This is a genomic window from Corynebacterium occultum (assembly GCF_009734425.1).
Classification (GTDB): Bacteria; Actinomycetota; Actinomycetes; order Mycobacteriales; family Mycobacteriaceae; genus Corynebacterium; species Corynebacterium occultum.
The window spans coordinates 1,079,680-1,106,048 of sequence record NZ_CP046455.1 but is presented as its reverse complement, the minus strand read 5'-3'; the positions used below and the strand labels follow the sequence as shown (position 1 = coordinate 1,106,048).

The window sequence follows — 26,369 nt, the reverse complement described above, 5'->3', positions numbered from 1 at the left end:
CGGTGTGGTCAGTTTATAACCTGTCCTGACCTCAGGATAAGGTTTCAGGCATGACAACACAGGAGACCTCCCAAGCCGGTAACCCCGGGCTCGGTAAGGGACTTAAGCCTAGACACTTGACCATGATGGGGTTGGGGTCCGCTATCGGCGCGGGCCTCTTCCTCGGAACCGGCGTGGGTATCCGCGCGGCAGGTCCAGCCATCCTGATCGCCTACATGATCGCCGGTGCCATCGTGGTGTTGGTGATGCAGATGCTCGGCGAGCTGGCGGCGGCCCGGCCCTCCTCCGGTTCCTTCTCCACCTATGCCCGCCAGGCTTATGGCCATTGGGCCGGTTTCACCCTCGGCTGGTTGTACTGGTTCATGCTGATCATGGTGCTCGGCGCGGAGATGACCGGAGCCGCGGCGATCATGGGCAGCTGGTTCGGGGTGGATCCCTGGATTCCGGCGCTGGTGGCCGTGATCTTCTTCGTGGTGGTCAACCTGGCGAAGGTCAGTGGTTTCGGTGAGTTCGAGTACTGGTTCGCCTTCATCAAGGTGGCGGTGATCATCGGTTTCCTGATCATCGGTGCACTGCTGATCTTCGGTCTGCTGCCCGGTTCCACCTTCGTGGGTACCCAGAACTTCCTCGGCGAGGCCGGTTTCATGCCCAATGGCATTGCCGGTGTGGCTGCTGGCCTGTTGGCCGTGGCCTTCGCTTTCGGTGGTATCGAGATCGTCACCATCGCCGCCGCGGAATCTTCCGAGCCGGAGCGTTCCATCGCCACCGCGGTGCGTGCCGTGATCTGGCGCATCGCAGTCTTCTACCTGGGTTCGGTGCTGGTGATGACCTTCCTGCTGCCTTATTCCCAGATCGACAACGCCGAGACCGCCGCCGAGTCCCCCTTCACCGCGGTGCTGAGCCTGGCCAACCTGCCGGGTGTGGTCGGTTTCATGGAGGCCGTCATCGTCCTGGCGTTGCTCTCCGCCTTCAACGCCCAGATCTTCGCCACCTCCCGACTGGTCCATGACCTCGCCCTGGAAGGTGACGCCCCGGCATTGTTCAAGACGTTGAGTTCCGCCAAGGTGCCCATCAACGCGGTGGTTCTCTCCATGGTCTTCGCCTTCGTTTCCGTGGGTCTGCAGTGGTGGAACCCAACGGGTCTACTGGACTTCCTGCTCAATGCCGTGGGTGGCTGCCTGTTGGTGGTCTGGGTGATGATCGTCCTCAGCTACCTCAAGCTGCACCCCGAGCTGGAACACAACAAGGAGATCACCACCGTCCGGATGTGGGGGTGGCCCTGGTTGGCCTGGGCCACCCTGATCTCTCTGGTGGGTCTGATCGTCCTGATGCTCTTCGATGCCGGAGCCCGCGGCCAGATCTACTCCGTGGTCGTGGTCGTTGTGCTTCTCATTGCACTTTCCTTCACCACACGCGGCAAGAAGGTCAGGTAACTTCTAAGCCATGACCGCTGCACTTGCCCAAGGCCTCGCAACCATCCACCAGGACGGCACTGTCCTGGATGTGTGGTTCCCCTCCCCGACGCTTATCGACGACCCCGTCGAGGCCGGCACGGTGCGAATCACCGCGCCGGAGCAGCTCGCTCCCTTGGAGCTCGTCGATGAGGACCGTCACGTCGAGCGTATCGCCGTCGAGACGCGTATCGCTTCTCTCGACGACGCTCCCCTGGGCACCTACGACGCCTACCTGCGACTGCACCTGCTCTCCCACCGGCTGGTCAAGCCCCATGGTCTGAACCTGGATGGTATCTATCACCAGTTGGCCAATGTGGTGTGGACCAACTGGGGCCCCTGCTCCCTGGATAGGTTCGAGTTCGTCCGTGGCAAGCTCGCTGAGCGTGGCCCGGTGTCCATCCAGTCCGTGGACAAGTTCCCCCGCATGGTCGACTATGTCATCCCCAGTGGGGTGCGTATCGCCGATGCTGACCGCGTCCGCCTGGGCGCCTACCTCTCCCCCGGCACCACCGTCATGCACGAGGGCTTCGTCAACTTCAATGCGGGCACCCTGGGCACCTCCATGGTTGAGGGCCGGATCTCCTCTGGTGTGGTCATCGGTGACGGCACCGACATCGGTGGCGGCGCCTCCATCATGGGTACTCTCTCCGGTGGCGGCAGCGAGGTGATCTCCCTGGGTAAGCGATGCCTGCTCGGCGCGAACGCAGGTGTCGGTTTCCCCCTCGGTGATGACTGCACCATCGAGGCCGGTCTCTATGTCACCGCGGGCACCCGGGTCACCATCTTCGATGAGCTGGCCAAGAAGGTCGGGGTCTTCCACGGCAGTTCCATCCGTGCCTCCAAGCTCTCCGGTTTCTCCCGGCTGCTCTTTCGCCGCAATTCGGTCTCCGGTTCGGTAGAGGCCAGTGAGCGGGAGGTTTCAGTCGCCCTGAACCGGGATCTGCACCAGAACTAGTCTCCTGAGGGGTCTTTCCCGGGAATCTTGAGAGCCCGGTCCACGTTTACGGTGGGCCGGGTTTTTTATTGCTTAAAACCATTGACCGAATGTCAAGTTTACTTTACATTGTGAATATAGGGAAAATGTGACATCACGATAAGGAGCTTCGGACATGGAACCCCGCCACAGCCTGCCGATCATTCTCCTGACATTGCCGCTCTGCACTCTCGGGGGCACCACGACGCTGGGACGGGACGTGTCGCGCGCTTGAGTGAACAGAACCTCAGCAACATGGTCCGCAAATTCCGCCGTTGGAATGAGCTCTCACAGGGCGAACTCGCGGAACGGGTTTCAGTGTCCCGGCAGACCATCGCAAATATCGAGAAGGGCAACTACTCCCCCTCGGTGCACCTGGCTCTGGCGATCTGCCGGGAGCTGGGAAAAACCGTGGAGGAGATATTCGGAGAGGAACAGGAGAACTGACATGGGATATGCCGACACCACCCTGCAGAAATACGATGAAGCGGTAGACGATGAATTCGAGCGGCAGTTACTGCATCGCTCTTCGACCGTGACAGCCCAGTCCCCCATGTGGCTCTGCTTCCTGGTGGGTGCAATTCTTGCCTGGACACTGCCGGGCGATCACTCCCTATGGTCCGCCCTACTGCTGCTGATCCCCGCCGCCTCCCAGGTGCTGGGACAGAATTGGCTGAAGCGTCAGACCGCGCGCGCCCGCTTCATCGAATTGAGCAGGACAGACTGGTTCCTAATGACCGCCCTTATTCTCGCCTGGCTTGCCGGACTAGCTTTCAACTACTGGGATGGTTCCATCGCCGCCGCCACCGGGGGTCTGGTCGGAAGTCTGGCCGGAGGTGGCCTGGCACTGTGGCTGGGCCCGAAGGCTCAGCGGAAGCGCCGCATGCAGGACATTGCCCGGATCAATGCTGGGCTGGATGACTAACTCTCCTGGGTGACAGGTTCCCTGACCTCGACGATCTTCACCTTCGGGCGACGGAAGGCCCAGAATTTGTTGATCAGGAAGTTCACCGGCATGGCAACCACAATGGAGATCACGGTGGCCCAGTAGAACTTGGTCCGGAAGCCGGTGGAGCCATCGAATACCGCCTCGGAGAGAGCGATCGGCGAAGTCGGGTTCATCAACAGGGTGGCCACCACCTGACTCACCAGGAAAGCCCCGATACCGGTCAGCAGGAAGGGGAAGAATCCCCGGAACCAGCTTCGGGTACTGATTCCCTTGAAGGTCCACATCCGGTTGAGCTGGTAGTTCCAGGTGTTGGCAACCAGGAAGGCAATCGTCAAAAAGACGTTGAACCAACGAATATTAAACTCGGTGCCGAACAGATTCAGGAAGACATCACTCTCGTGGATGCCCCCGGTCCAGCCGGCGATCTTCTTGGAGAGCGCAGCGATGAGCAGATTCACCACGGTTCCGGAACCACCGACGATTCCGAATTTGATGAACTGGCTCAGCCCTGACATCAACCTGCCGGGCCGCATTTTTTCCGTGGAGCCCACATCGCCTCTTCCTGATGCACTGATCACTTTAAAGATTGAACTTTAGTCTCCGGCCATTTGAATCAGTGAATCCACACGCTCTTTACCGTGGCTTGAGCAGAGCTCCCATCTCATCACGACTATGCAGCCTCGTTTCCCAACCATGAAAAGAACTGCCCTGAACTGCACTTTTCAGGAAATCACCCCCGCGGGGGTAGCCATGTCCGGGGCGTGCCCTAAGGTCCATATCGAACACCTGAGCTATAGGCGTCATCACTACTGCACCCCTCAACCACTGCGACCCTTCACCTTCAAGGAGGTGACCTGTCCCCGTGCCCTTCCACTCCGATACCATGGCGTTCCATTCGCTGAGTTCCCCGGACGATCCCCTGGCGGTGGCCTTCCAACAGGCCCGAGAAGCCGAATACCTGGCCTGGCGCCGGGCCATGCCCACCGGATCCCAGCAGGAGCGGGATTTCACTGAACTGGCGGCAACCATCACCCGATCCACGGGTATCCGCTCCGGAGTCATCGCCAGCAATCTCTACGCCCTGCTCACCCTCGACAAACTACCCCAACTCAAGACCCTGATCGAGGAACACTTCCACGTCGACATGTCCCGGCTGCGCACCATCGACCACCAGCTCACCGGTATCTGTGTGGAGCTGCTGGAGGATCCAGGGTTCTGGGAGGCCGTCGACGAGCGGTTGAGCTCCCTGCTCTCCCCCACCCGGGCAAACCAGCTGATGCCCACCAGTGCCACCATCACCCGGGCCCTCAAAGAACTCATCCGGGTGCTGACCCCACCCGAGGAAGAAGCACCCCAGCACCCCAGTGCCCAGGAAGAAACAGAACACCCGGAAGGCGAGCCCGGGAATACGGAGCCGGCTCCAGAACCCGAGCTCCCGGTCATGAACAGGTACCACAGCACCCCACAGCCCGATGGCAGCGTGCTCTTCGAGATCCGGGTGGATCAGGTCACCGCCACCAAGATCGAGGAGGCGGTGCGGGCCCGCGCCAAGGAGCAGGGCATCCCCTACCATCAGGCTTTTGTGGAGATCTTCCTGATGGATGTGTCGGTGAAGGTCAACCTGAACCTCTACCAGGCCAGGGACCTGCCCGGGAGTCCGGGCTTTCTCCAGCCCTACGGCCCCCTTGACCCCAAGGACGCTGAAGCCCTCGCGGCAGCTGCCCAACGGATCCGGGATGCTGATGCGGCTGCCGAGAAGGAATCCCCGGCCTACCAGACACCACCGGATATCAGGGCTGCGGTGGAGGGAAGGGACTGGCTCTGCCGCTGGCCTGGCTGCATCCGGCCCGCCAGCCGCTGTCAGATGGACCACCGGATCAACCATGCTGATGGTGGCCCCACCACCGCCGCCAATCTCCTGGCGCTCTGCGACCACCACCATGCCCGCAAAACCGATGAGCAGGTCCACTACCTGCTTGACCCCTATACCGGTGATGTCTACTGGCTCTTCCAGGACGGTACCTGGGCAATTGACCGTGCGGAAGGGCCGTTGGCCCCGAAGCAGAGACATTGGGTGCAGACCCTGGCCCAACGTCAGGACAGGCGCCGGGAACGGGCCCGCCTGCGCGAAGAGGAGAAAGCGGAGCAGGAGAGAACACAGCGACTCAAGCAAAAGAGGGAGCGGCCCCTCCCCTCGCAATACGAGGATGAGGAGCCGCCCTTCTAGAACAGGAACAGAGGGTCAGCCGTGCAGCCGGGCCACCGCAGCGTCGATACGCTCATCGGTGCCGGTCAGGGCAACCCGCACGAAGTTGGCGCCGGCAGGACCGTAGAAGTCACCGGGTGCGACGAGAATGCCACGTTCGGCAAGCCAGTTCACGGTGTCACGGCAGTTCTCTCCACGGGTGGCCCAGATGTAGAGCCCCGCCTCGGAGTTCTCCACCTGGAAACCGGCTTCGATCAGCGCCCGCATCAGTTTGGCCCGCCGGGCGGCGTAGCGCAGCTTCTGCAGTGCCTCCTGGTCATCATCACCCAGGGCGGCAACCATGGCCGCCTGGATCGGACCGGGAACCATCAGACCGGAATGCTTCCGCACTTCGGTCAGTTCAGCGATCAAGGAAGGATCACCAGCTAGGAAACCTGCGCGGTAGCTGGCCAGATTGGAGGACTTGGACAGGGAGTGGATGGCGATCAGGTTGGTGTGGTCACCATCGCAGACCGCCGGATCCAGGATCGAGAGGGGCTGATTCTCATCATCCCAACCCAGACCGATATAGCACTCATCAGCAGCGAGAATCACCCCGCGTTCCTGCGCCCAGTGGACCACCTTGCGCAGGTGCTCAATGCCGAGCACCTTGCCCGTCGGATTGGAGGGGGAATTGATGAACATCAGGTCCGGGGTGGCCGGGCCGACCTTGAACAGCGAATCTGCCCGCAGCGGCGTGGCCCCGGCCATCAGGGCACCCACCTCATAAGTCGGGTAGGCAACCTCCGGGATGACCACCGTCCCCCGCACCCCGAGCAGGCTCGGCAGCAGGGCGATGGCCTCCTTGGTGCCCACCACCGGCAGCACCGCATTCTCGCTGAGGCCGCTCATGTTGTAGCGCCGGGCCAGGGCCTCAATGATCGCCTGGCGTAGTTCCGGGGTGCCGACGGTCTGCGGGTAGCCCGGCTCCGCCGCCGCCTCAGAGAGTGCGATCTGGATGCCAGGGGCAACCTGATCCACCGGGGTGCCCACCGAAAGGTCGACGATGCCCTCCGGATGGGCGTTGGCCTTCGCCTTCGCCTGGGCAAGAGAGTCCCAGGGAAAATCGGGAAGGGTGGTTCCCAGCGGGGTGCGGGTCATGGTTCTCCTCTTGGCGGGGCTGTGTGCTTTCTAGTCCTGGTTCTGCGGCGGCAGTGCGGAGACCAGCGGGTGATCAAAGTCCTGGGGGCCGAGCTTCGCGGCACCACCGGGGGATCCGAGGTCGTCGAAGAAGGCGGAGTTGGCGTCGTTGTAATCAAGCCACTCGTCCGGGACGTCATCCTCGTAGAAGATGGCTTCGACCGGGCAGGCTGGTTCACAGGCGCCGCAGTCGACGCACTCGTCGGGGTGGATGTACAGCATGCGTTTGCCCTCGTAGATGCAGTCCACGGGGCATTCTTCAACGCAGGAACGATCCAAGACGTCAACGCATGGCTGTGCGATTGTGTATGTCATGGGAACTCGATACTCCAATATAAAGTTGCGGATTTTGGGTGAGATGCTCACCCATTATGTCACTTGACCTTGATAAGTGGCCAAATGCCACCTATCACTCCAGCCCCCAGCAGAAGTACGCTGCGGATGTTGGATCCGAGCAACTGGGCATCGCCGAAAACAGGCCACATCATCATCACGGTATAGCCTGCCACCCAGACATAGAGCGGGATGGCGGCGATCACCGCCCGATTGCTCCAGAGCGCTGCAGTCCTGCTCAGCACCATGGTGAAGAAGAAGGCGATGAGGATTGTGTAGGGAAAGGCGATCGAGGAGCCGCCCGGAAGGGCGATCCAGGTGCCCAGATACATCACTTCCAAAAAGACTGAAATAAGGGCTCCGAGGGAGAGCCAGAACAATCCGCCGATGGCTTCGGCGCGACTGAAATCCTGGTGAATAAAACCCTGCTGCGGCAACTGTCTCACCCCCGTGACAGTCCGTCAAGGAGCCCGGTGGCACCCTCCGGAAGTGCCACCCCGGCCCCGAATTGATAGTGCTCGCGACGCAGCAGAGGCTGGGCGATCAGGTTCGACAGTGCCCAGAGCACCAGCCCATCGCAGGACCCGATGGCGGCCACCGGATTAACCTCGGAGATACTGCCATCGGCGATCCACACCTGGGTGGCATGAGCCTGCATCGAGGCTCGTTTGGCATGGTAGGCGTGGTCATCCAGGGTGATCGCCAGGTCACTGCTGTCCACCGAGGCCAGTTCTTCGGGTTTCGCTGCCCGCCAGCCGGCCGGAACAGTGCTTATCGACGCCAGTCCCGCCTGGAGGTCAGCGGTGTCCGTCACCGCCCACAGCACCCTGGGCACCCCGGTCTGGGCTGCGGCGAGATGGGTGATCTCATGGGCCCGGATATGATCCGGGTGGCCATAACCGCCGTCCGGGCCGTAGGTGATCACCAGATGAGGGCGCAGCCGCTCGAACTCAGCTGCCAGCAGCTCCACCGCCGCAGCCCCGGAATTGACGAAGGCGCGCGGGTTGTCCTGTGCCGGGTCACCGACCATGCCGGAATCCCGGAAACGGCCGGGGGCACCGAGGAAACTGCCCTGCGCACCGAGGATCCTTAAGGAACGACGCAACTCCCCGATGCGGAAACCACCGAGCTGGTCGGAGTGATCGGCCACCAGGTGCTGATAGGGATCCCCGATCACCTCGCCCTGCTCGCCGAGGGTGCAGGTGATCACGGTGACCTCAGCACCCCGCCGGGCCAGATCCGCCAGCGCGCCGCCGGTGGAGATCGCCTCATCGTCGGGGTGTGCGTGCACGGCCACCACGCGGTAGCCGTTCAGGTCCTCAGTCACTGATCCTCCAGGATGCTGCCGATGAAATTCCGCTGGGCCAATTATCCAGCAGAGGGTCAACCCCAACGATACCGGTACCCAGAACCTGCACCCGCGTCTCCCGCAGCAAGGGCACCGTCAGGTGCTCCAGCGCCTCCAGACGACGGACAAAATCAGGGATCCCGGCCGGATTATCCCCCGCCAGGAAACCCTCCAGCACCTCATCAGTGGCCGGGACACAGTAGCCGCTCAAGTTACTGGTGCCCGGAGAGCCGGGGGTGGACGGGCACTGGTAAGCGCTGGCCACATCCACTGGGGTGCCTAGGGAATTACGCCACGTGACCACGGCATCGATCTCTCCCTCCGGCAGGCCGGTGGTGGTGATATCCGCCAGTTCCGCGGGCACCAGCTCCGCCTCGATCCCCTGCCTGCCCAGGAGGTCGATCAGGGTGCGTACCGCCGCGGAAGCCGTGTCATCGGCCGGGTCCGCGGCAATCCGCAGGGGTTGAGCCTGGCTCAGCTCCCGCAGCTGCGCGACATCTGCTTCGGGCACCTGAAAATCAGGGACGGCGAGAGTACGGTCCCGCCCGGCGGCGAGCCGGGCGACCAGCGGGACGTCGATAAGCGAGGCCAACTGGGCGCGCTGGGATGCCGTCGTCAGGGAAGGCGAAGCGGTGTTGAAGGTGATCTGTAGTTCGCGGGGGGTTTCCAGGGTGCGGACCTGGTTCTCCGCCATCAGCCCATAAGCCTCGACGGAGGTCTCCTGCGGAGTTACATCAAGGAAGGAGACTTGACCGGAACGAAGTTGATCACTACCGCTGGCGACCGAACGCATCTCCCGGAACTGCAGGACATCAGTCAGCGCCGGATCCACCCCCCAGAAACGATCATTGCGGTGCAGGGTCACCACCCCGCGGGAGCGATCCACGGACTGGACCATGTAGCGTCCCGCCGAAGCGGGGACATCATTGAGCAGTGCCTGGTCAAAGGCCTGGCCGGACACCAGATGACTGGGCAGCAGATGGGCGAAGAGTCCCTGCCAGGAGGAAAGCCGGCGGTGCAGATCCACCTCCACGATCTTGCCGGCCGAGGAGGTGCGGACCGCGCTGATGGAGTTATAGGCAGCAGCGTCAATGACCCCGGAGGTATTGTTCATCGAGGTCCAGAGATAGCGGAAGTCAGCGCCGGTGATCGGGGTGCCATCACTCCACTGCGCCTCGGGGCTGATCTCATAACGCAAGGTCTGCACCGCCTCCCCCACCGCCTCAACCTCCGCTGCCGAGACGAGCACATCCCGGTCGATCTCCCCGTTACGGAAGGCACTGGGCAGCACCAGGCTCGCCAGGGAGGCCACGAAGGCGGAGTCATCGGCCAACAGGTGCGGGTTGAGACCGTTGCGCAGGGGGTCGATACCCACCGCAATGGTTTCCCGCACGACATCCGCGGGAGGACTCGTCGTCGTGGTTGCGGCAGTGGTCTGAGTCGTGCTCGGGGTGACCTCCTCCACCGGCGGTGGGCCGGGGTTGGCGGAGCAGGCCACCAGGGAGACCGCGAGCGTCAGCGTGCTCAGTGCTATTCGACTTCTCACAATTGCTTTCCAGTGATATATGAGGGGATATATGAAGGTGAAGGCCTGCCGTCCGGGGACGACAGGCCTTCACTCAGGTGGGGAATCCTACTTGTTCATCTGCTTGGCCTTGGAGCGGGCACGGCCGCGCTCGGTGGCGTTGAGGATGAGCTTGCGCACCCGGAGGATGTCCGGGGTGACCTCGACGCACTCGTCGGTGCCACAGAACTCCAGGGCCTCATCCAGGGAGAGGACACGTGCCTTGGCCAGGGTCACGGTGGTGTCCGCGGAAGCTGCACGCATATTGGTCAGCTTCTTCTCCTTGGTCGGGTTAATGTCCATGTCCTCTTCGCGGCTGTTCAGACCGACGACCTGACCCTCATAGGTCTCGGCGCCCGGCTCGACGAAGAAGTCACCGCGGTCAGCCAGCTGGGTCAGCGCGAAAGCGGTGATCTTGCCGGTACGGTCGGCGACCAGGGAACCGTGGGCACGGCCCTTGATCTCGCCGGCCCAGACATCCATGCCATCCGAGTAGGAGTTGGCGATACCGGTGCCGCGGGTCTCAGTCATGAAGGTGGTGCGGAAACCGATCAGACCACGGGCCGGGATGCGGAACTCCATGCGGATCCAGTCAGAACCCGGGGCGGCGTCCATGGCCTGCATGAGGCCCTTGCGGCCGGCCATCAGCTGGGTTACGGCACCCTGGTGCTCGGCGGGGACGTCGATGACCATGATCTCGTAGGGCTCGTGGATCTGGCCGTCGATGACCTGGGTGACCACCTGCGGCTTACCGACGGTCAGCTCAAAGCCTTCACGACGCATGGTCTCCACCAGCACGGAGAGAGCCATCTCGCCACGACCCTGAACCTCCCAGGTGTCGGGGCGTTCCGTCGGCTTGACCTTCAGGGAGACGTTACCGATCAGCTCCTGCTCAAGGCGGGCCTTGACCACACGGGCGGTGAGCTTGTCGCCGCCGCCACGGCCAGCCATCGGGGAGGTGTTCACACCGATGGTCATGGACAGGGCGGGCTCATCGACGGTGATCCGCGGCAGTGCGACGGGGTTCGCCGGGTCAGCCAGGGTGTCACCGATCATGATCTCGTCGATGCCGGAGATGGCGGCGATGTCACCTGCGATGACCTCATCGGCCGGGACGCGGGAGACACCGACGGTGCGCAGCAGCTCAGCGATCTTGGCGGTCTTGGTGTGCTGGTTGCCCTCTTCGTCATAGTGGATCCAGGCGACCTGCTGGCCCTTCTTGATGGAACCGGCGAAGATGCGGATCAGGCCGATGCGGCCCAGGAAGGAAGAGGAGTCCAGGTTGGCGACATGCGCCTGGAACGGAGCTTCCAGGTTTGCGGTCGGCTCCGGCATCACCTCATAGAGGGTGTCGAAGAGGGGCTGCAAGTCCTCGGCGTCCGGCAGGTTGCCGCTGCCGGGGTTCTCGGTGGAGGCGCGGCCCGCACGTCCGGAGGTGTAGAGCACCGGCAGGTCGAGCAGCTGCTCGGCGGCAGCGGCGGCGTCCTCATCGTCCAGACTGGAGGCCAGCTCCAGGAGCAGGTCCTGGGCTTCCTCGACGACCTCGTCGATGCGGGCATCTGCACGGTCGGTCTTATTGACACAGATGATGACCGGCATCTTCGCTGCCAGGGCCTTGCCCAGCACGAAGCGGGTCTGCGGCAGCGGACCTTCGGAAGCGTCGACCAGCAGAACCACGCCGTCAACCATGGACAGGGCACGCTCGACCTCGCCACCGAAGTCGGCGTGGCCCGGGGTGTCAATGACGTTGATGATCAGGTCATTGCCGTCCTTGCCGGCGCCCTTTCGGCGGATGGCCGTGTTCTTGGCCAGAATGGTGATGCCCTTTTCCCTCTCAAGGTCACCAGAGTCCATCACGCGATCGGCAACTTCACCGTGATCACTGAAAACACCGGACTGCTCCAGCATTGCATTGACGAGGGTGGTCTTGCCGTGATCGACGTGCGCGACAATGGCGACGTTACGAAACTCAGGATGGGTCACTAGCGGGGTACTCCTACCGATATTGGTCGCGCAACAGGCGCGATGGTGAACGGCAAATATGTTACTCCCTCGACCCGCTAATTGCACTGTTGCGGCAATCGGGTGCCCACCCGGAGCACTTCCAAGGGCCCCGCAGGAGCTTTTCAGCAAGGTCTCGGGGGTGGCCCTGAGCTCTTCAGTTGAGACCTTCGGTAACGAAAGACCCGCCCCTCCCGAATCACTGGGTAGAAGGTGATCCACCTAACCTCCTGAGCTGGTGGATCGCATTCCCACGTTGACCGTGAGGCAGAAGTGAATATTGTTATGGAAGATACCAATGTGAACTCACCTGGCTCACAAAAACGAACTCTGGGAAGGCCACCGTGCGAAGCATCAGAAGAATCTGCACCATCTTAGGGACCGCCACGCTCCTGTTCATGGCAGGCGCCGGTTCCGCCTCGGCCAACCCGCTCTCCTCCCTCCCCCTCGATGACCTCGGCCGCCCCAACGCCCAGGTGCTGCAACAGGCACGAGATTTCGTGTCCCAGCCCTGGATGCCGAGGGAGCTGCGGGGCCCCGTGCTCGCAGCGGTCGAGTTCTTCGAGGGTGGTGGCGAGGGCGGCCCGGAGCTGCCGGAGAATGCACCCCCCTTCACACAGTTCGCCTGGCCCAGCGTGGCCGGCGACTGTATCGGCGGCCAATCAGATGCCGTAGGTTCCGCCATCGCGGTACCCGGCCCGGTGGAGATACCTTTCCCCGGTGCCGAGGCTGGTCAAACCGCCTTCGTCTTCACCGCACTGGGCACCGCCCCTGCAACCCCGGAACAGGGCGGCATGTTCGTGCACTGGATCAACATCAACACCCTGCAGACCGGAGCGGTCGAGTTGGGCAACAACGGCATCAACCCCGATGGCCCCGCCACCCTCTCCGGCACCGCAGACACCGGCTACGGCACCATCCTCGCTATGGCCACCGGCGATGTCCGAACCGAAGACGCCACCTGTTCCTTTGTTCCGACCGGGGCCATCGTGGAAGTGAGATAACATAATCATGACTGAGCTGCACCCGGTCAAGTCGGAGACCTTCGACATTGAATCCCGCATCAATGTCGACCCCAAGGGATACCTACGAAAGGTCGACGTCTTCCGTCGCACCGACTTCGGTCTCTACATGGCCAGGGGCGCAAATCACCCCAGGTTCGGTTACCTGGAGAGCTGGCTGCTGCCTGAGCTAGGTCTGCGCGCCAATATCTTCCACTTCCGGGAAGGCATCAATGAGCGGCAGAACTACTACTTTGATGTCGCCGAGATCGAGGTCAAGGGCGAGGTATGGGCCACCCGGGATCTCTACGTGGACCTGGTGTGCACCACCGGCGAGCCCATCGACGTCCGCGACATCGACGAGCTGGCCGCCGCCACCTCCGCCGGCCTGATCACCGCCGCAGAGGCGGAGAGCGCCATCGACACCACCCTCTCCGCGGTGGAGGGAATCACCCGCCACAATGATGACGCCATGGCATGGTTACGCTCCAAGGGCATTGAACTGACCTGGGCGGAGCAGGTTGAACTGGCTCCCGCCGCGGAATAAGTCCCTGGGGGCACAATCCTGGGGCACAATGGGATGCATGTCTGAAGCAACCATCTTCCATAACCCACAATGCTCCACCTCCCGCCGGGGCAAAGCCCTCCTGGAGGAACGCGGCCTCGACATCGAGGTGGTGAAATACCTGGTGGACACACCCACCGCCGCTGAACTCAAGGCCCTCTATGAACGGGCCGGCATTTCAGTCCATGATGGTGTGCGCACCAAGGAAGCCGTATATAAGGAGCTGGGACTCTCCCCGGAAACCCCGGAGGAGGAACTGCTCCGGGCCATGGTTGAGAATCCGCGCCTGATTGAACGTCCCATCGTCGCCACCGCCAAGGGTGTGCGGATCGGCCGCCCCGTGGAAGTGATAGAGGAAATCCTCTAGATCCCCATGAGTTCGGAGGCGATCACATCGGAGAGGCAGATCGTGCCCTGCCCACCCCGGGCAGCAATGAGATCATCCGCGTTGATCATGACCTCCAGCTGACGTTCGAGGGTGAAGGTCTTCCAGACCTTCATTTCACTATCACGAATATGCAGACCCATGACACTCCCCTTTTCCCTCAGCGCCCACCACCATTGTGGTTAAGGTCACTTCAAATGAGTTTATGTGTTGCACATCATTGTAGGGCTATCGTGGGCCTGTGCGGAAACTATGAGAAAAACCACCCCCGAACAGGCAAAACGCGAGGAAACACTCATGTTTTCCCCAGGGGTGCTTCATCACCCCTCAGCGCCCGAAAAGTAGCGCAATCCCCAGCATCACCGGTAGCGCCGCGAAAGTCGTGATGAAGACCGTGTCGCGGGCCACAATTTCACCCCGGCCATAAGTGGCGGCGAAATTATAGACATTCTGGGCGCTCGGCAGCGTCGCCAGAATCACCACCGCATAGAGCTGTTCAGCGGCCAGCCCGAAAGCCAGACCCAGACCATAAGCGATCAGAGGCATCCCGATCAGCTTCACCGCGGAGGCGGTGAGCACCGAGGGTCGGTCCACCTTGGACTCCAGCACGCGGGTGGAGCTCAGCGAGGCCCCGAAGGCCATCAGCACCAACGGCACCGCCGCCCCGCCGAGGATGTTGAAGGGCTCCAGGATGGGCTGCGGCACCTCCCAGGGGCTCAGTGCCACCAGGATGCCCGCACCAGAGGCCAGCACGATGGGACTGAGCAGGGAGCGTTTGAGCAGCTGCGGCAGACTCACCCCACCGGCTGCCAGACCGGCCAACAGGATCGGGGTGAAGAAAACAATCTGGATCACCATGATGGGAGCCATATAAGTGGAGTTGCCGATCACATAAACCATCACCGGCAGGCCGATATTGACCGTATTGGTGTAGACGGAGGCGCCAGCACCGGCCGCAGTGGTCGGGATATCGCGCCGCAGAAATAACAGTGAGAGCAGGATGTAGAGGACCGCGGTCACCACCATCGCCAAAAAGCTCACCCCCACCACCGGGGAGATGAGCTCTTCAAGTTCCGTGTCCGCCACAGCGGAGAACACCAGGGCGGGGACCGCGGCGTAGAAGGCGACGCGATTGATCACGTCGCGCTCTTTTTCGCCGGCGATCACACCGACCCGGGAAAGTAGATATCCGGCACCGATCACCACGAAGATGATCGCAAAGGCCGTGATGATGCCGAACATGCTGCGAGACTATCAGGGATCAGCCGGTGCCGAGCTCGATTCCCAGCCCCGGTACCGAATCAATCAGATCCCGGGTGTAGTCCTCCTGAGGGTTGGCGAAGATCTCATCCGCGGTCCCCTGTTCCATGATCCTGCCCTGGCGCATCACCACCACATCATCAGCGGTCTGGCGCACCACCGCCAGGTCGTGGGTGATGAAGAGATAGGACAGGTCCAGCTCCTCCTGCAGACCGGCCAGCAGTTTCAGGATCTGGTTCTGCACCAGCACATCCAGGGCGGAGACCGCCTCATCCAGCACCAGCACCTCCGGATCCAGAGCCAGGGCCCGGGCAATGGCGATACGTTGACGCTGACCACCGGAAAGCTCATTGGGGTAGCGGCGCATGGCGGAACGTGGCATGGACACCATGTCCAGTAGTTCCGCGACCCGGGCTTCCCGCGCCTTTCGGTTACCCACGCGGTGCAGGGCCAGAGGTTCCTCAATGCACTTGTAGATCGAGTACATCGGATCCAGGGAGCCGAAGGGGTTCTGGAAGACGACCTGCAGGTTACGGCGCATCTCAAAAAGTGCCTGCCCGCCGAGCACCGAGATATCCTCCCCCTTGTAGTACACATGGCCCTCATCAGCGTCGAGCAGGTTGAGCACCATATTCGCCACCGTGGACTTACCGGAACCGGACTCCCCCACCAGCGCCAGGGTGGTTCCCTTGCGCAGCGTGAAACTCACATCATCGACGGCCTTGAACTTCTCGCCGCGCTTGCCCCGGACATCGAACTCCTTGCCCAGGTTGCGCACCTCGATCACCGGTTCCTGCTTATCGACGGCCCCGGCCAGCAGCTCATCCGACTCCACCCCCTGTTCCTGGGCGGCGCGGATCCGCGCCGAGGCCAGGCTCGGGGCGGCATGGACCAGCCGCTTGGTGTAGGGGTGCTGTGGGTTGCGCAGGATCTGCAGACTGGGCCCCGACTCCACGATCCGGCCGCGGTGCATCACCACCAGGTGTTCGGCACGTTCCGCGGCCAACCCCAGGTCATGGGTGATGAAGAGGATCGCCGCTCCCAGATCCCGGGTCAGGTCCTCCAGGTGGTCGAGGATCCGTTTCTGCACCGTCACATCCAGGGCGGAGGTCGGCTCATCCGCGATCAACAGTTTGGGGCGGGCCGCCAACCCCATGGCGATCAGGGAACGTTGGCGCATACCCCCGGAGAACTCATGGGGGTACTGCCGGGCACGGTTTTCGGCATCGGGCAGGCCGGCCTCTCCCAGCAGTTCCGCCACCCGGGCTTTCTCCCCGGAACGCGGCACCATCTTATTGGCCCGCAGGGATTCCGCGATCTGGGTACCGATCCGCCACACCGGGTTGAGGTTGGACATCGGGTCCTGGGGGACCAGGCCGATGCCGGAGCCCCGGTAGCGGCGGCGTTCCTTCTCACTGAGGTGGGTGATGTCCTCACCATCGAAGAAGATCTGGCCATCGGTGATCTTGCCGGTGCCGGGCAGCAGGCCCAGCACCGACATGGCGGCGGTGGACTTGCCGGAACCGGACTCCCCCACAATCGCCACGGACTGTCCGGGGTAGACCGTCAGGTTCGCACCCCGGACGGCCTCGACCACACCGGTGGAGGTGGTGAAGGAGATGTGGAGGTCCTTCAGCTCGAGCAGGGGTTGTTGCTTGTTCATCGCTTCCTTGCCTTCGGGTCCAGGGCGTCACGGACCACATCGCCCATCATGATGAAGCTCAGCACGGTCAGTGCCAGAGCCATAGCCGGGTAAAAGAGCACCATGGGTCGGGTGCGCAGGGAGGACTGGGCGGCAGAGATGTCCCCGCCCCAGGAAACCACCGTGCTCGGGAGTCCGATGCCCAGGAAGGACAACGTCGCCTCAGCCACGATGAAGGTGCCCAGCGCCACGGTCGCGTAGACGATGATCGGGGCGGCGGCATTGGGGAGAATATGACCACCCAGGATCTTCCACCGGGAGGCCCCCAGCGCGCGGGCGGCGGTGACATATTCCTCATTTTTCACACCCATCACCGCACCACGGGTGATGCGGGCAATGGAGGTCCAGCCGAAGAGGCCCAGCACCAGCACCACGGTGATGATGGTGCGGTGTTCCTTGAACACCTGCATGACGACGATCGCGGCCAGCACCAGCGGGATAGCGAAGAAAATATCGGTCAGGCGGGAGAGCAGCGCATCCAGGATGCCACCGAAGAAACCAGCGAAAGCACCGATGGTGGTGCCAATGAGGACCACCAGGGCGGTGGTGAGGATACCCACCGCCACTGAGGCCCGGGCACCGTAGATGGTGCGGGCGAAGATATCACAGCCCTGCCGGTCAAAGCCGAAGGGATGACCCGGTTCGGGCGAACCCAGGGAATTCGACAGCACACACAGCCGGGGGTCGGTGCTGGTGAACAGACCTGGAACCAGGGCCATGGCCACCGCCAGCAGAATCATGGCGGCAGCCACCCAGAACAGTGGGCGGCGCCTCAGACTCCGCCAGGCCTGCCCCCACTGGGAGGCGGGGGCGGACTCATCGGAGACCGCATCCACGGCGCCCAGACCGGTTTCGTCGGTCTCGGCGATATAGCGGTCCTGGCCGCGACGGTGCAGATCGGAGCCGGTGAGGATCTCCTCCCCACCCTCGGGGTTACTCAGATTTCGATTGGCATCAGGCATAACGGATCCTCGGGTCGAGCACGGCGTAGATCAGGTCCACGAGTAGGTTGGCGATGATATAGACGATCACCAGCACGGTGGTGAAGGAGACAACGGTGGTCGGTTCCCCCTTGAGGATGGCCTGGTAGATCGCGCCACCGACACCGTTGATACCGAAGATTCCCTCGGTGACGATGGCCCCGCCCATCAGGGCACCCAGGTCAGCACCCAGGAAGGTGGCCACCGGGATCAGGGAATTGCGCAGCACGTGGCGGGTCATCACGGTGCCCTCAACCAGGCCCTTGGCCCGGGCGGTGCGGACATAGTCGGCGCGCAGGTTCTCACTCACCGACTGCCGGGTCAGGCGCAGCACATAGGCGAAGGACACCGCGCCCAGCACCACCGCCGGCATCAGCAGCGCCTCCACACTGTGGTTGGAGCCGACCGTCACCGGCAGCAGCCCCCATTTCACACCGATCAGGTACTGGAACACGAAACCGATGACGAAGGAGGGGACGGCGATGACGAAGAGCGAGACCACCAGGACGGTGGAGTCGAAGATGCCGCCGCGGCGCACACCTGCGACCACACCGAAGATGATGCCGAATACCGCCTCGAAGATCAGGGCCATCACGGCGAGCTTGATGGTCACCGGGAAAGCGTTGGCCATGGCCTGGGCCACCGGCTGACCGGAGAAGGTAGTGCCGAAGTCCAGGGTGAAGATGCCCTTGATGTAGAGCAGGTACTGGATGATGAAGGGCTGGTCCAGGTTATATTCGGCTTCGATCCGGGCCCGGGCGGCCTCGGTGAGTCCACGCTCACCACCGAGGGCTTCCACGGGGTCGCCGGGCATCAGGAAGACGAGGGCGTAGATCAGCAGCGTGGCCCCGAAGAACACGGGGATGATCTGCAGTAGTCTTCGCCCGATATAGCGCAGCATTTATTGTTCCTTTCCGCTGGCAGGACACAGGCCCCGCGTCAACTGCTCACACGGGGCCCGCATCACAATCCGGTCCTGGGAATCTAGCTCTTGGTGATCTCGTAGTAGACCGGGACGTCCTTCCAGGAGAAGGTCACATCGGCGACGCTCTCACCGGAGCCACCCACGGTGTTCTGGTACCACAGCGGGATGACCGGCAGGTCCTGGAAGAGGACCTCCTGGGCCTCGTTGTAGATCGACATCGCCGTCTCCGGGTCCTCGGCGCCGGCGGCCTCAGCCAGCTTGGCGTCGAAGTCCGGATTGGAGTAGTCGCCGTCATTGGAACCTGCACCGGTGCCGTAGAGCGGACCGAGGAAGTTACCCAGGGAGGGGTAGTCTGCCTGCCAGCCGGTACGGAAGGCACCGTCGATGGTGCGGTTGGTCACGTCATCGCGCAGGGACTTGAAGTCCGGGTAGGGGTTACCGATGGCCTCGATGCCCAGGGTGTTGCGGATGGAGTTGGCCACCGCATCCACCCAGGCCTGGTGGCCACCGTCAGCGTTGTAGGAGATGGTGAACTCGCCACTGAAGGGAGCGATCTCGTCGGCCTCGGCCCACAGTTCCTTGGCCCGCTCCGGGTCATAGTCCAAGACCTCATTGCCCGGGATCTCACCGCTGTAACCGGGAAGAACCGGGGTGGTGAAGTCAGAGGCCGGGGTGCGGGTGCCCTGGAAGATGGCCTGGGTGATCTCCTCACGGTTGATGGCATGGGAGAGTGCCTCGCGGCGCAGCTTGCCCTCGTCACCGGAGAAGTGCTCGATCCGCTCCGGGATGGTGAAGGTCTGGTTCAGGGCGGAGGGCTGGTTGACCGCCCGATCCCCGAGCTCATCCTCGAAGGTGCCGAAGGAGGTGTCCGGGATCTCATCGAGCACATCGAGGTTGCCGGCCAGGAGGTCATTGTAGGCGGCGTCGAAGTTGGCGTAGAAGACGAACTTCACACCATCATTCCGGGGGGCGCGGTCACCCTGGTACTCCTCATTGGGCACCAGCGTCGCATCCTGGTTGTGGTTCCATTCGGCCAGCTTGTAGGGGCCGTTGCCGTTGGGGTTCTCGCCGAAGGCGGCCATGTCATCGAAGGCCTCATCCGGCAGCGGGTAGAAGGCGGAGTAGCCCAGTCGCAGCGGGAAGTCGGCCTCAGGCTGGGTCAGCTCGATGGTGAAGGTGCGGTCATCGACGACCTGCAGTCCCTCCATCTCCGAGGCACCTTCCTCATAGCCGAGGATCGGCTCGAAGAAATAGGCGGAGAGCTGGGAGTTCTCCACCGCATAGTTCCAGGCCCGGATGAAGTTCTCGGAGGTGATCGGGGAACCGTCGGCGAAGGTGATGTCCTCCTTGAGGGTGACCCGGAAACTCTTCTCCCCCTCCGGCTCGATGGATTCCGCCATATCGTTGTGCACTTCGCCCTCGGCGTCGTAATACACCAGGCCGGAGTAGATCAGGTCGACCAGACGGCCACCGCCCACCTCATTGGTGTTCGCCGGGATCAGCGGGTTCTGCGGTTCGGTGCCATTGGCGGTGATGTAGTTGGCATCACCCTCACCACCACCGCCGGTGGAGTCACTTCCGGAGCAGGCCGCCAAGCTAAGTGCCAGGGTGGTGGCGGAAATCACACCTAGGGTTTTCTTCAGAGTCATGTTATGACCTCTCAATACGGAGCTGTGCAAACGATTGAGTAGAATCCTAGATGGTGATCTGCCCCACAAGAAATATTGGGAGGACACAAAGTCACAACATTCATCCGGAAATGACACATGCCCGAGCGGGCAGCGCGTGACCTGCGGGTCTCTGAAAATAATTTTCCTGCAGGAATGGAACTAAGGTGTCCCAGATCACCCCCTTAAGAGGGGGAAGATCACATCACAGCTCAGTGGGGCCAGCACCTTGTCCCGTGAATCCACCGGGAAGAAGCGTGCCTCCTCGATTTCCTCGAAGACCTCCGGCAATTCCCCCCCAGCGGTTCCGGGGCGAGGAAAACATCGCAGTCCACACCCATCTCGGCCTCATTCGCGGCCGGAGCATGGAATCTTCCGAGGTGATGGAGCTGCACCGGATCCAGATCAAGGCGCAGCTCCTCAGCGACCTCCCGTACCGCCGCACTCAAGGCAGATTCCCCCGGATCAAGTTTCCCGCCGACCAGCATGAAACTGCTGGTTCCACGCTTGCGCACACTGAGAATCTCACCCTGCCAATTGCGCAGCACCACCGCTGCGATTCTGATGTCCATCACGCCCCTCAGGGTAGACAGAGTTCAAGATCCACCCGGACTTGGCCCGGCCCCGCAAAGTGGCGGTCCTCCTGCTGCGCCCACATCTCCCACCAGGGCCGGTAGTCAGGATCGCGGCGCAAGGCGCGCTCCCGGCGCAGGGTGGCGGGGGCGTCGATACGCAGGGTGAGCAGGCCCCCCAGGTGTCGGGCCGCGCTTATCGACGCCGCGTTCACCGCACCCGCGCCCTCGACGATCAGGGACTGGCCCGGCATCAGGGGAACCCACTCCCCCGGCTGGTCCTGTGCCCAGTTCCAACGCCGGAAACCGGGTGCACGGGGATCCAGCACCTGGGTGGCGACCATCTCGCTGGCCGCCGCCAGACCACCCCACCCGGGATAGAAATCATCCAGATGCACCAGCTGGAAAGCAGTGTCCTCAGCCAGTTTCCGGGCCAGGGTGGTCTTGCCCGATCCGGAACGACCGTCGATGAGGATGGTGAACATCAGGCGCCGAGGAAACGGAAGGAACCGCTCCACACCGCAATACCGATGGCCAGGGTGGAGATCAGTGCACAGACCAGCAGCAGCACCGCGTCGCGGGCCCCGACGGTGGATTCCCGGGCCCAGGTGCGTCGACCGGAACCGAAACCGCGGGCCTCCATGGCAGTGGCCAGTTTTGCCCCGCGGCGCAGGGAAAGCACCAGCAGGCCGAAGGCCATGGTGAAGAAATGCCGGATCCGGCCCTGGTCCGCCACCCCACGGGAGCGCCTCGCCCGGGCCAGGGAATGCCAGTCAGAGCGGAAGAGTGAGGTCAAGCGGGCGCCAGCCACCGCACCGATGACGAAACGCTCCGGCAGTCGGGCCACCTGAGCCAGACCATCACCCAGGTCGGTGGGATCAACCTTGGCGGCCAGCACCATCACCGGCAGCCCCACCGCGAGGACCCGGACCATGATGGCGGCAGCCAGCTGAAGGGAGTTCTCGGTGACCTGGGCGAAAGCGAACTCAAAGAATACCTGCCCCTCGGGCCGGCCGTAGAGAGCCATGGAGATGCCGGCAATCGGGGCCGCCAGCAGAATCGGCCAGGAACGTTTGAGCAGGGTGGTCCAGCTGACCCCGGCCAGGGGCGCCAGCAGCAGAGTGAAACCCAGGGACACCGCCGCCGAGACCAGGTCCACGCTGAGCAACAGCGGGGTGGCCAGCAGGATCAGCGCTGCGATCCGGGTCACCGGGTTAATGTCGTGCAGCAGATTCATGAAACCTCCACACGGTGATCGCCCAGGGTGGCGATGAACGCCGGATCATGGGTGACCGAGAGGATCGTGGTGCCCTGATCGCTGAGTTCACGCAGCAGGGACACCAGTTCCCGGAAAGTCTCCGGATCCTGACCGAAAGTCGGCTCATCCAGAACCAGCAGCTTCGGTGCCGCCACCAGGGCGGTGGCCACCGAGAGTCGCCGCTTCTCCCCACCGGAGAGGGTGAAGGGATTGGCCTGGGCCAGGTGACTCAGGCGTAGACGGTGCAGAAGCTCTGCACTGCGCCCGGAGGCATCTCCCAACTTCATCACCTTCGGGCCGATCGCCAATTCTTCGGCGACGGTACGAGCCAGAAACTGGTGCTCCGGGTCCTGGAAAACCAGCCCGATCCGTTGCGCCAGGGCAGCCGAACGCCACTTATGCGGTGGAGTCCGCAAACCCTGGCGTAGTTCCTCGGCCAGCTCGAGGTGGCCCTGCCGGGGTGGCAGCAGGCCGGCCAAGGTCAGCGCGAGGGTGGATTTTCCCGCCCCATTGGGCCCGGTGATCACCGTGGAGGCGCCACTGGGCACCCGCAGCGTACGTGGTGGGCCCCACTGGGTTAGCAGATCATGGGCTGAAATCAAGGCCGGGGCCTGGGCGCGCTCCGGGCGGGCCGGCTCCAACAGCGGAGCCCCGGGCAGCTCCGCGGCACTGATTTCCTGAATCTGGCCATCGGACAACCGGAGGATGGTGTCCACCACCGGCAGCCAGAGTTCATGGCGGTGTTCGATGACGATGAGGGTGGCACCGGTCTGGGCCACCACCTGTTCCACGGCAGCGACGACCTCCCGCTGCCCCTGGGGATCCAGGTTTGCGGTGGGCTCATCGAGCAGGATCAGGTTGGCCCCCATGGCCATCACCCCGGCCAGTGCCAGGCGTTGTTTCTGTCCACCGGAAAGATGCGCGGTGGGGTGGTTCAAGGGCAGCTCAAGTCCCACCAGCTCCAGGGCACGTTCCACCCGGGGCCAGATCTCCTCCCGCGGCGCCCGCAGGTTCTCACAGCCGAAAGCCACATCATCACCGATCCGGCTGGCGATGACCTGGGAGTCCGGGTCCTGGAGGACCATGCCGACGGTGGGGGTGTCCGCGGCGTCGATAAGCAGGGTGCCCCGGGACTCGCCTTCCTCGGAGTCACCGAGCACCCCGCCGAGAGCGCTGAGCAGGGTGGATTTACCCGAACCCGAATTGCCGGTGAGCAGGACACGCTGGCCCGGCGCGATGTCGAGGTTCACACCCTGCAGTGCCGGGTCGCGGCGTGAGGCGTGCCGCCAGCCGAAGTCGTGGGCGCGCACTGCGGCGCCGCCCAGGAGGTTGCGGGTCATACCTGGTGTCGCAGTTCCCGCCCGACGGCGAAGCGGTCCAGTGCGCCGGTGGCGGCCAGTGAGCGGACCAGGATGAAGCCGAGGATGCCGGCGAGGATCAGTCCGGAGAGTGCGGTGCAGGCCAGGTAGATGAGGTTGAAGCTCAGGGACATGGCGAGGTTTCCGCTGGTGAACAGTTCCAGGATCACCGCGGCCACGCCGGCTCCGACACCTGCCAGCGCGGCCACCGGCAGGGTGAAGCGGCGGTAGAGGAAGGCGGCGAAGATGAGCTCGGCGCCCAGGCCCTGGGCGATGCCGGAGTAGAGGGTGGTGATGCCCCACTGGTTGCCGAGGGTGGCGGAGACGATGGCGGCCAGCAGTTCCACGAAGATGGCGGCTCCGGGTTTCCGGATGACCAGGCCACCGATTACGCCGCCCAGCAGCCACACGCCGGAGGCCAGGCCACCGAAGCCCGGGGTCAGGGCATCGAAGGCGGTGAACCAGGCGTAGCCGATGGAGTTCCATATCCAGAAGATCAGTCCGCAGGCCACGCCGAGCACGGCGGCGATGATGATGTCGATGACCCGCCAGGTGGGTCGTTTCGTTATGGCTGTGTTAGTCATGCTGTTCTCCCTAGCGCCGGCATTATCCGGATCAGGTTCAACGGTCGCCGTGATATGGCATCTCAGCCCGGACTTTCACCGGGCACCCGTGGTTATCAAGTTTTCCCCGTCAAGTGTAGTTCATCAGTGTCACCCCAAGCCATTCGCCCTGCCGACCGCTCCGCCCGGTTCCACACCCCGGTGGCGGCAGTTGGGGCGGAAAATATCCCCGCCCCAGAACCCCACCTGAGCAGCAACTTCAGTGTCGCCGGTCACATTGCATGGTCGTCCTCGATCTCATGGGTGAAGGAAAACTGGCACAGTGGGGTCATAGATCGACCAGCCTGATCTCCCCCCGAACAGCTGGCAAACCCTGGTCTGCCAAGAGGAGAACATCATGCGAATAGTCGTCATCGGAGCTACCGGCAACGCTGGCACCGCAGTACTGCGCGCCCTGAAAAACACCCCCGAGGTCACCTCCATCACCGGGATCGCCCGGCGATTGCCTGACACCACCGCCGAACCCTATGTTGACTGTGAATGGGTCAGCGTGGATGTGGGCGCTGAGGAAGCCGTCACCCACCTGAGCCAGGCGTTGGCGGGGGCGGATGCGGTGATTCACCTGGCCTGGCTGATCCAGCCCAATGACCGTCGGGAGTTACTGCACCAGGTCAATGTCACCGGCACCCGGCATGTCGCCGAAGCTGTCGCCGCCGCCGGGGTGCCTCATCTTGTGGTGGCCTGCTCGGTGGGATCCTATGCACCCGATGAAACCCGGGATGGTCTGCGCGATGAAAGCTGGCCGGCCACCGGCATCACCTCCTCGCATTACAGCAGTGACAAGGCTGATCAGGAGCGGGTGCTCGATGAATTCAGTGCCCAGCATCCCGAGATCATCGTCACCCGCCTGCGCCCCGGCCTGATCTTCCAGGGGGATGCCGGCGCCGAAATCCAGCGCTACTTCCTGGGGCCCAAGGTTCCGGTCCAGTTGCTCAAGGCCGGAAAGTTACCCACCCTGCCGCTGCCGAAGGGTATCCAGGTGCAGGCGGTCCACTCCGATGATGTGGCCCGCGCCTATGCTGCGGCTGTCGTCAAGCGGGCCCCCGGGGCCTTCAATGTCTGTGCCGATGACATCCTCGGCCCGCAGGAACTGGCCGATATCGTGGACCACGGTCACTTCGTCGAACTGCCCCCGGCACTGGTGCGGGGGAGCGTGAAGGCAGCCCACAAGTCTGGTGCGCTCGCCGCGGATGAGGGCTGGATCGACATGGCCATGCAGGTGCCGCTGATGGACAACACCCGGGCACGTACCGAGCTGGGGTGGGAGCCCCGGCACACTGCCGCGGAAGCCCTCAAGGAACTTTTCGAGGGCCTGATCAGCGGCCGGGGTGCACCCTCGGTGCCGCTGCGACCCCGCTCCGCGGAGGTCACCTCCCAGGAGCGTCCCGAGGTGCCGGAGCGCATTGACCGCGAACTCCTCGAGCTCTACCTTTCCGACCATCTCAGCGGTGCCACTGCCGGCACCTCCCGGATGGCCCGGATGGCCGATGATTTCGTGGACACCCCGGTTTTCCCGCAACTTTCCGCCGTGGCGGAGGAACTGCGGTGGGAACGCTCCTTCCTCAAACAACTCATCCACGACCTTGGTCTCAAACAACTGCCCTACCGGCAGGTGGTTGCGGGGGCGGCGGAACGTGTCGGCCGGCTCAAGGGCAATGGCCGTGCGATCAGCCGCTCTCCGATGACCATGCTGCTGGAGACCGAACTGATGCGCAGCGCAGTGGTAGGAAAGAGAGGCGGCTGGCAGGTACTGCGGGAACATGCCGCAGACCTCAACCTGGACCCGGAGGTCTTCGATGAACTCCTGGCCCAGTTGGATCGCCAGCTCAACGCTCTCGATGAGGTCCACGCCTACGCCCGAGCCAGGGCGTTGCGCGCGGACCGCGAGATATACCCCGATTAATTCACCCCGAAAGGAAAAGAACATGACCGACCCGAAGAACAACCAGAACAAGCCCGAAGATCAGGATGAGAACCTGGACAACCCCTCCACCGATGAGGAGAAGGTCCGGGAGCAGGAGGCGGAGTCCTTCCCCGCCTCTGATGCCCCCGGTAACTACTGATAG

At 63.1% G+C, this 26,369-nt stretch carries 28 protein-coding genes and 1 riboswitch; of the genes, 10 read left to right on the top strand and 18 right to left on the bottom strand.

Annotated elements, in window-relative coordinates:
- The first annotated feature begins 50 nt into the window (after nucleotides 1-50).
- The 4 genes from COCCU_RS05235 to COCCU_RS05220 all read left to right on the top strand — a co-directional run bounded on the left by COCCU_RS05235 (nucleotide 51) and on the right by COCCU_RS05220 (nucleotide 3,352).
- Complete coding sequence (locus COCCU_RS05235) at nucleotides 51-1,433, top strand: amino acid permease (protein WP_156230547.1); 1,383 nt, start codon at nucleotides 51-53, stop codon at nucleotides 1,431-1,433.
- A gap of 10 nt (nucleotides 1,434-1,443) precedes the next feature.
- Nucleotides 1,444-2,409: a 2,3,4,5-tetrahydropyridine-2,6-dicarboxylate N-succinyltransferase gene (dapD, locus tag COCCU_RS05230; RefSeq protein ID WP_156230546.1), complete on the top strand. Its 966-nt coding sequence runs from the start codon at nucleotides 1,444-1,446 to the stop codon at nucleotides 2,407-2,409.
- 273 nt (nucleotides 2,410-2,682) lie between these two features.
- Complete coding sequence (locus tag COCCU_RS05225; protein WP_156232604.1) at nucleotides 2,683-2,874, top strand: helix-turn-helix transcriptional regulator; 192 nt, start codon at nucleotides 2,683-2,685, stop codon at nucleotides 2,872-2,874.
- A 1-nt stretch (nucleotide 2,875) separates the two neighbouring features.
- The gene (locus COCCU_RS05220; protein WP_156230545.1) at nucleotides 2,876-3,352 is read left to right on the top strand and encodes a DNA translocase FtsK 4TM domain-containing protein; all 477 of its coding nucleotides are present in this window, start codon (nucleotides 2,876-2,878) and stop codon (nucleotides 3,350-3,352) included.
- Here the strand turns inward: COCCU_RS05220 and COCCU_RS05215 are convergent.
- Nucleotides 3,349-3,891 (bottom strand): GtrA family protein, encoded by a 543-nt coding sequence (locus tag COCCU_RS05215; RefSeq protein WP_331457799.1) that lies wholly within the window; start codon nucleotides 3,889-3,891, stop codon nucleotides 3,349-3,351. The two genes, COCCU_RS05220 and COCCU_RS05215, sit on opposite strands and share 4 nt — an antisense overlap.
- Before the next feature lie 368 nt (nucleotides 3,892-4,259).
- On the opposite strand from COCCU_RS05215, the gene COCCU_RS05210 reads away from it, so the two are divergent.
- Nucleotides 4,260-5,603, top strand: coding sequence for an HNH endonuclease signature motif containing protein (locus tag COCCU_RS05210; protein WP_156230544.1), 1,344 nt, complete (start codon nucleotides 4,260-4,262; stop codon nucleotides 5,601-5,603).
- 15 nt (nucleotides 5,604-5,618) lie between these two features.
- On the opposite strand, the gene dapC is transcribed toward COCCU_RS05210, so the two are convergent.
- From dapC to typA, 6 genes are all read right to left on the bottom strand, one after another.
- Nucleotides 5,619-6,722 carry a succinyldiaminopimelate transaminase gene (dapC, locus tag COCCU_RS05205; RefSeq protein ID WP_156230543.1) on the bottom strand — a complete coding sequence of 368 codons (1,104 nt, stop codon included), beginning with the start codon at nucleotides 6,720-6,722 and terminating at the stop codon, nucleotides 5,619-5,621.
- 30 nt (nucleotides 6,723-6,752) lie between these two features.
- Nucleotides 6,753-7,076 carry a ferredoxin gene (fdxA, locus tag COCCU_RS05200; RefSeq protein WP_156230542.1) on the bottom strand — a complete coding sequence of 108 codons (324 nt, stop codon included), beginning with the start codon at nucleotides 7,074-7,076 and terminating at the stop codon, nucleotides 6,753-6,755.
- 59 nt (nucleotides 7,077-7,135) lie between these two features.
- Nucleotides 7,136-7,531, bottom strand: coding sequence for a hypothetical protein (locus COCCU_RS05195; protein ID WP_231598876.1), 396 nt, complete (start codon nucleotides 7,529-7,531; stop codon nucleotides 7,136-7,138).
- A gap of 5 nt (nucleotides 7,532-7,536) precedes the next feature.
- Nucleotides 7,537-8,421, bottom strand: a complete 885-nt coding sequence (gene mshB, locus COCCU_RS05190) for an N-acetyl-1-D-myo-inositol-2-amino-2-deoxy-alpha-D-glucopyranoside deacetylase (RefSeq protein ID WP_231598875.1) — start codon at nucleotides 8,419-8,421, stop codon at nucleotides 7,537-7,539.
- Entirely contained in the window at nucleotides 8,414-9,988 is a 1,575-nt protein-coding gene (locus tag COCCU_RS05185; protein WP_231598874.1) for an ABC transporter family substrate-binding protein, read from the bottom strand. Before COCCU_RS05185 ends, mshB begins: the two co-directional genes overlap by 8 nt.
- Before the next feature lie 87 nt (nucleotides 9,989-10,075).
- Nucleotides 10,076-11,989: a translational GTPase TypA gene (typA, locus tag COCCU_RS05180; RefSeq protein ID WP_156230540.1), complete on the bottom strand. Its 1,914-nt coding sequence runs from the start codon at nucleotides 11,987-11,989 to the stop codon at nucleotides 10,076-10,078.
- Nucleotides 11,990-12,360: 371 nt separating this feature from the next.
- On the opposite strand from typA, the gene COCCU_RS05175 reads away from it, so the two are divergent.
- From COCCU_RS05175 to arsC, 3 genes are read left to right on the top strand one after another with little or no spacing between them, the layout of a single operon-like run.
- Nucleotides 12,361-13,011: an Rv1157c family protein gene (locus COCCU_RS05175; protein ID WP_407924163.1), complete on the top strand. Its 651-nt coding sequence runs from the start codon at nucleotides 12,361-12,363 to the stop codon at nucleotides 13,009-13,011.
- A gap of 7 nt (nucleotides 13,012-13,018) precedes the next feature.
- Nucleotides 13,019-13,555 carry a DUF402 domain-containing protein gene (locus COCCU_RS05170; protein WP_156230538.1) on the top strand — a complete coding sequence of 179 codons (537 nt, stop codon included), beginning with the start codon at nucleotides 13,019-13,021 and terminating at the stop codon, nucleotides 13,553-13,555.
- Nucleotides 13,556-13,592: 37 nt separating this feature from the next.
- Entirely contained in the window at nucleotides 13,593-13,940 is a 348-nt protein-coding gene (gene arsC / locus COCCU_RS05165; protein ID WP_156230537.1) for an arsenate reductase (glutaredoxin), read from the top strand.
- On the opposite strand, the gene COCCU_RS14530 is transcribed toward arsC, so the two are convergent.
- From COCCU_RS14530 to COCCU_RS14635, 11 genes are all read right to left on the bottom strand, one after another.
- Nucleotides 13,937-14,101: a hypothetical protein gene (locus tag COCCU_RS14530; protein WP_197088443.1), complete on the bottom strand. Its 165-nt coding sequence runs from the start codon at nucleotides 14,099-14,101 to the stop codon at nucleotides 13,937-13,939. The genes arsC and COCCU_RS14530 overlap by 4 nt on opposite strands.
- Nucleotides 14,102-14,285: 184 nt before the next feature.
- Nucleotides 14,286-15,200, bottom strand: a complete 915-nt coding sequence (locus COCCU_RS05160) for an AEC family transporter (RefSeq protein ID WP_156230536.1) — start codon at nucleotides 15,198-15,200, stop codon at nucleotides 14,286-14,288.
- A 19-nt stretch (nucleotides 15,201-15,219) separates the two neighbouring features.
- Nucleotides 15,220-16,881 (bottom strand): dipeptide ABC transporter ATP-binding protein, encoded by a 1,662-nt coding sequence (locus COCCU_RS05155; protein WP_156230535.1) that lies wholly within the window; start codon nucleotides 16,879-16,881, stop codon nucleotides 15,220-15,222.
- Nucleotides 16,878-17,882 carry an ABC transporter permease gene (locus tag COCCU_RS05150; RefSeq protein WP_156230534.1) on the bottom strand — a complete coding sequence of 335 codons (1,005 nt, stop codon included), beginning with the start codon at nucleotides 17,880-17,882 and terminating at the stop codon, nucleotides 16,878-16,880. Before COCCU_RS05150 ends, COCCU_RS05155 begins: the two co-directional genes overlap by 4 nt.
- Complete coding sequence (locus COCCU_RS05145) at nucleotides 17,875-18,801, bottom strand: ABC transporter permease (RefSeq protein WP_156230533.1); 927 nt, start codon at nucleotides 18,799-18,801, stop codon at nucleotides 17,875-17,877. The genes COCCU_RS05150 and COCCU_RS05145 overlap by 8 nt, the downstream gene beginning before the upstream one ends.
- Nucleotides 18,802-18,884: 83 nt before the next feature.
- Nucleotides 18,885-20,474: a peptide ABC transporter substrate-binding protein gene (locus COCCU_RS05140; protein WP_156230532.1), complete on the bottom strand. Its 1,590-nt coding sequence runs from the start codon at nucleotides 20,472-20,474 to the stop codon at nucleotides 18,885-18,887.
- A gap of 230 nt (nucleotides 20,475-20,704) precedes the next feature.
- Nucleotides 20,705-21,064 carry an NUDIX hydrolase gene (locus COCCU_RS05135; protein WP_231598921.1) on the bottom strand — a complete coding sequence of 120 codons (360 nt, stop codon included), beginning with the start codon at nucleotides 21,062-21,064 and terminating at the stop codon, nucleotides 20,705-20,707.
- A gap of 8 nt (nucleotides 21,065-21,072) precedes the next feature.
- On the bottom strand, nucleotides 21,073-21,549 hold the full coding sequence (locus tag COCCU_RS05130; RefSeq protein ID WP_156230531.1) for a nucleoside/nucleotide kinase family protein: 477 nt from the start codon (nucleotides 21,547-21,549) through the stop codon (nucleotides 21,073-21,075).
- On the bottom strand, nucleotides 21,549-22,301 hold the full coding sequence (locus COCCU_RS05125) for an energy-coupling factor transporter transmembrane component T family protein (protein WP_156230530.1): 753 nt from the start codon (nucleotides 22,299-22,301) through the stop codon (nucleotides 21,549-21,551). The genes COCCU_RS05130 and COCCU_RS05125 overlap by 1 nt, the downstream gene beginning before the upstream one ends.
- Nucleotides 22,298-23,662, bottom strand: coding sequence for an ABC transporter ATP-binding protein (locus COCCU_RS05120; RefSeq protein ID WP_231598872.1), 1,365 nt, complete (start codon nucleotides 23,660-23,662; stop codon nucleotides 22,298-22,300). Before COCCU_RS05120 ends, COCCU_RS05125 begins: the two co-directional genes overlap by 4 nt.
- Nucleotides 23,659-24,264: an ECF transporter S component gene (locus tag COCCU_RS14635; protein ID WP_231598871.1), complete on the bottom strand. Its 606-nt coding sequence runs from the start codon at nucleotides 24,262-24,264 to the stop codon at nucleotides 23,659-23,661. The genes COCCU_RS05120 and COCCU_RS14635 overlap by 4 nt, the downstream gene beginning before the upstream one ends.
- A riboswitch (TPP riboswitch) is annotated at nucleotides 24,255-24,364 on the bottom strand. (Overlaps the previous gene by 10 nt.)
- A 276-nt stretch (nucleotides 24,365-24,640) precedes the next feature.
- On the opposite strand from COCCU_RS14635, the gene COCCU_RS05115 reads away from it, so the two are divergent.
- Both COCCU_RS05115 and COCCU_RS05110 read left to right on the top strand, forming a co-directional pair.
- A complete protein-coding gene (locus tag COCCU_RS05115; protein ID WP_156230528.1) occupies nucleotides 24,641-26,206 on the top strand; it encodes an NAD-dependent epimerase/dehydratase family protein in 1,566 nt (521 codons plus the stop codon).
- Nucleotides 26,207-26,228: 22 nt separating this feature from the next.
- Complete coding sequence (locus COCCU_RS05110) at nucleotides 26,229-26,366, top strand: hypothetical protein (RefSeq protein WP_156230527.1); 138 nt, start codon at nucleotides 26,229-26,231, stop codon at nucleotides 26,364-26,366.
- The last annotated feature ends 3 nt before the right edge of the window (nucleotides 26,367-26,369 follow it).

Bases quoted from the DNA above. Each gene is read 5' to 3' on its own strand.
- COCCU_RS05235 (WP_156230547.1), top strand. From the start codon at position 51: ATGACAACACAGGAGACCTCCCAAGCCGGTAACCCCGGGCTCGGTAAG.
- dapD (WP_156230546.1), top strand. From the start codon at position 1,444: ATGACCGCTGCACTTGCCCAAGGCCTCGCAACCATCCACCAGGACGGC.
- COCCU_RS05225 (WP_156232604.1), top strand. From the start codon at position 2,683: ATGGTCCGCAAATTCCGCCGTTGGAATGAGCTCTCACAGGGCGAACTC.
- COCCU_RS05220 (WP_156230545.1), top strand. From the start codon at position 2,876: ATGGGATATGCCGACACCACCCTGCAGAAATACGATGAAGCGGTAGAC.
- COCCU_RS05215 (WP_331457799.1), bottom strand. From the start codon at position 3,891: ATGTCAGGGCTGAGCCAGTTCATCAAATTCGGAATCGTCGGTGGTTCC.
- COCCU_RS05210 (WP_156230544.1), top strand. From the start codon at position 4,260: ATGGCGTTCCATTCGCTGAGTTCCCCGGACGATCCCCTGGCGGTGGCC.
- dapC (WP_156230543.1), bottom strand. From the start codon at position 6,722: ATGACCCGCACCCCGCTGGGAACCACCCTTCCCGATTTTCCCTGGGAC.
- fdxA (WP_156230542.1), bottom strand. From the start codon at position 7,076: ATGACATACACAATCGCACAGCCATGCGTTGACGTCTTGGATCGTTCC.
- COCCU_RS05170 (WP_156230538.1), top strand. From the start codon at position 13,019: ATGACTGAGCTGCACCCGGTCAAGTCGGAGACCTTCGACATTGAATCC.
- arsC (WP_156230537.1), top strand. From the start codon at position 13,593: ATGTCTGAAGCAACCATCTTCCATAACCCACAATGCTCCACCTCCCGC.
- COCCU_RS14530 (WP_197088443.1), bottom strand. From the start codon at position 14,101: ATGGGTCTGCATATTCGTGATAGTGAAATGAAGGTCTGGAAGACCTTC.
- COCCU_RS05160 (WP_156230536.1), bottom strand. From the start codon at position 15,200: ATGTTCGGCATCATCACGGCCTTTGCGATCATCTTCGTGGTGATCGGT.
- COCCU_RS05155 (WP_156230535.1), bottom strand. From the start codon at position 16,881: ATGAACAAGCAACAACCCCTGCTCGAGCTGAAGGACCTCCACATCTCC.
- COCCU_RS05150 (WP_156230534.1), bottom strand. From the start codon at position 17,882: ATGCCTGATGCCAATCGAAATCTGAGTAACCCCGAGGGTGGGGAGGAG.
- COCCU_RS05145 (WP_156230533.1), bottom strand. From the start codon at position 18,801: ATGCTGCGCTATATCGGGCGAAGACTACTGCAGATCATCCCCGTGTTC.
- COCCU_RS05140 (WP_156230532.1), bottom strand. From the start codon at position 20,474: ATGACTCTGAAGAAAACCCTAGGTGTGATTTCCGCCACCACCCTGGCA.
- COCCU_RS05135 (WP_231598921.1), bottom strand. From the start codon at position 21,064: ATGGACATCAGAATCGCAGCGGTGGTGCTGCGCAATTGGCAGGGTGAG.
- COCCU_RS05130 (WP_156230531.1), bottom strand. From the start codon at position 21,549: ATGTTCACCATCCTCATCGACGGTCGTTCCGGATCGGGCAAGACCACC.
- COCCU_RS05125 (WP_156230530.1), bottom strand. From the start codon at position 22,301: ATGAATCTGCTGCACGACATTAACCCGGTGACCCGGATCGCAGCGCTG.
- COCCU_RS05120 (WP_231598872.1), bottom strand. From the start codon at position 23,662: ATGACCCGCAACCTCCTGGGCGGCGCCGCAGTGCGCGCCCACGACTTC.
- COCCU_RS14635 (WP_231598871.1), bottom strand. From the start codon at position 24,264: ATGACTAACACAGCCATAACGAAACGACCCACCTGGCGGGTCATCGAC.
- COCCU_RS05115 (WP_156230528.1), top strand. From the start codon at position 24,641: ATGCGAATAGTCGTCATCGGAGCTACCGGCAACGCTGGCACCGCAGTA.
- COCCU_RS05110 (WP_156230527.1), top strand. From the start codon at position 26,229: ATGACCGACCCGAAGAACAACCAGAACAAGCCCGAAGATCAGGATGAG.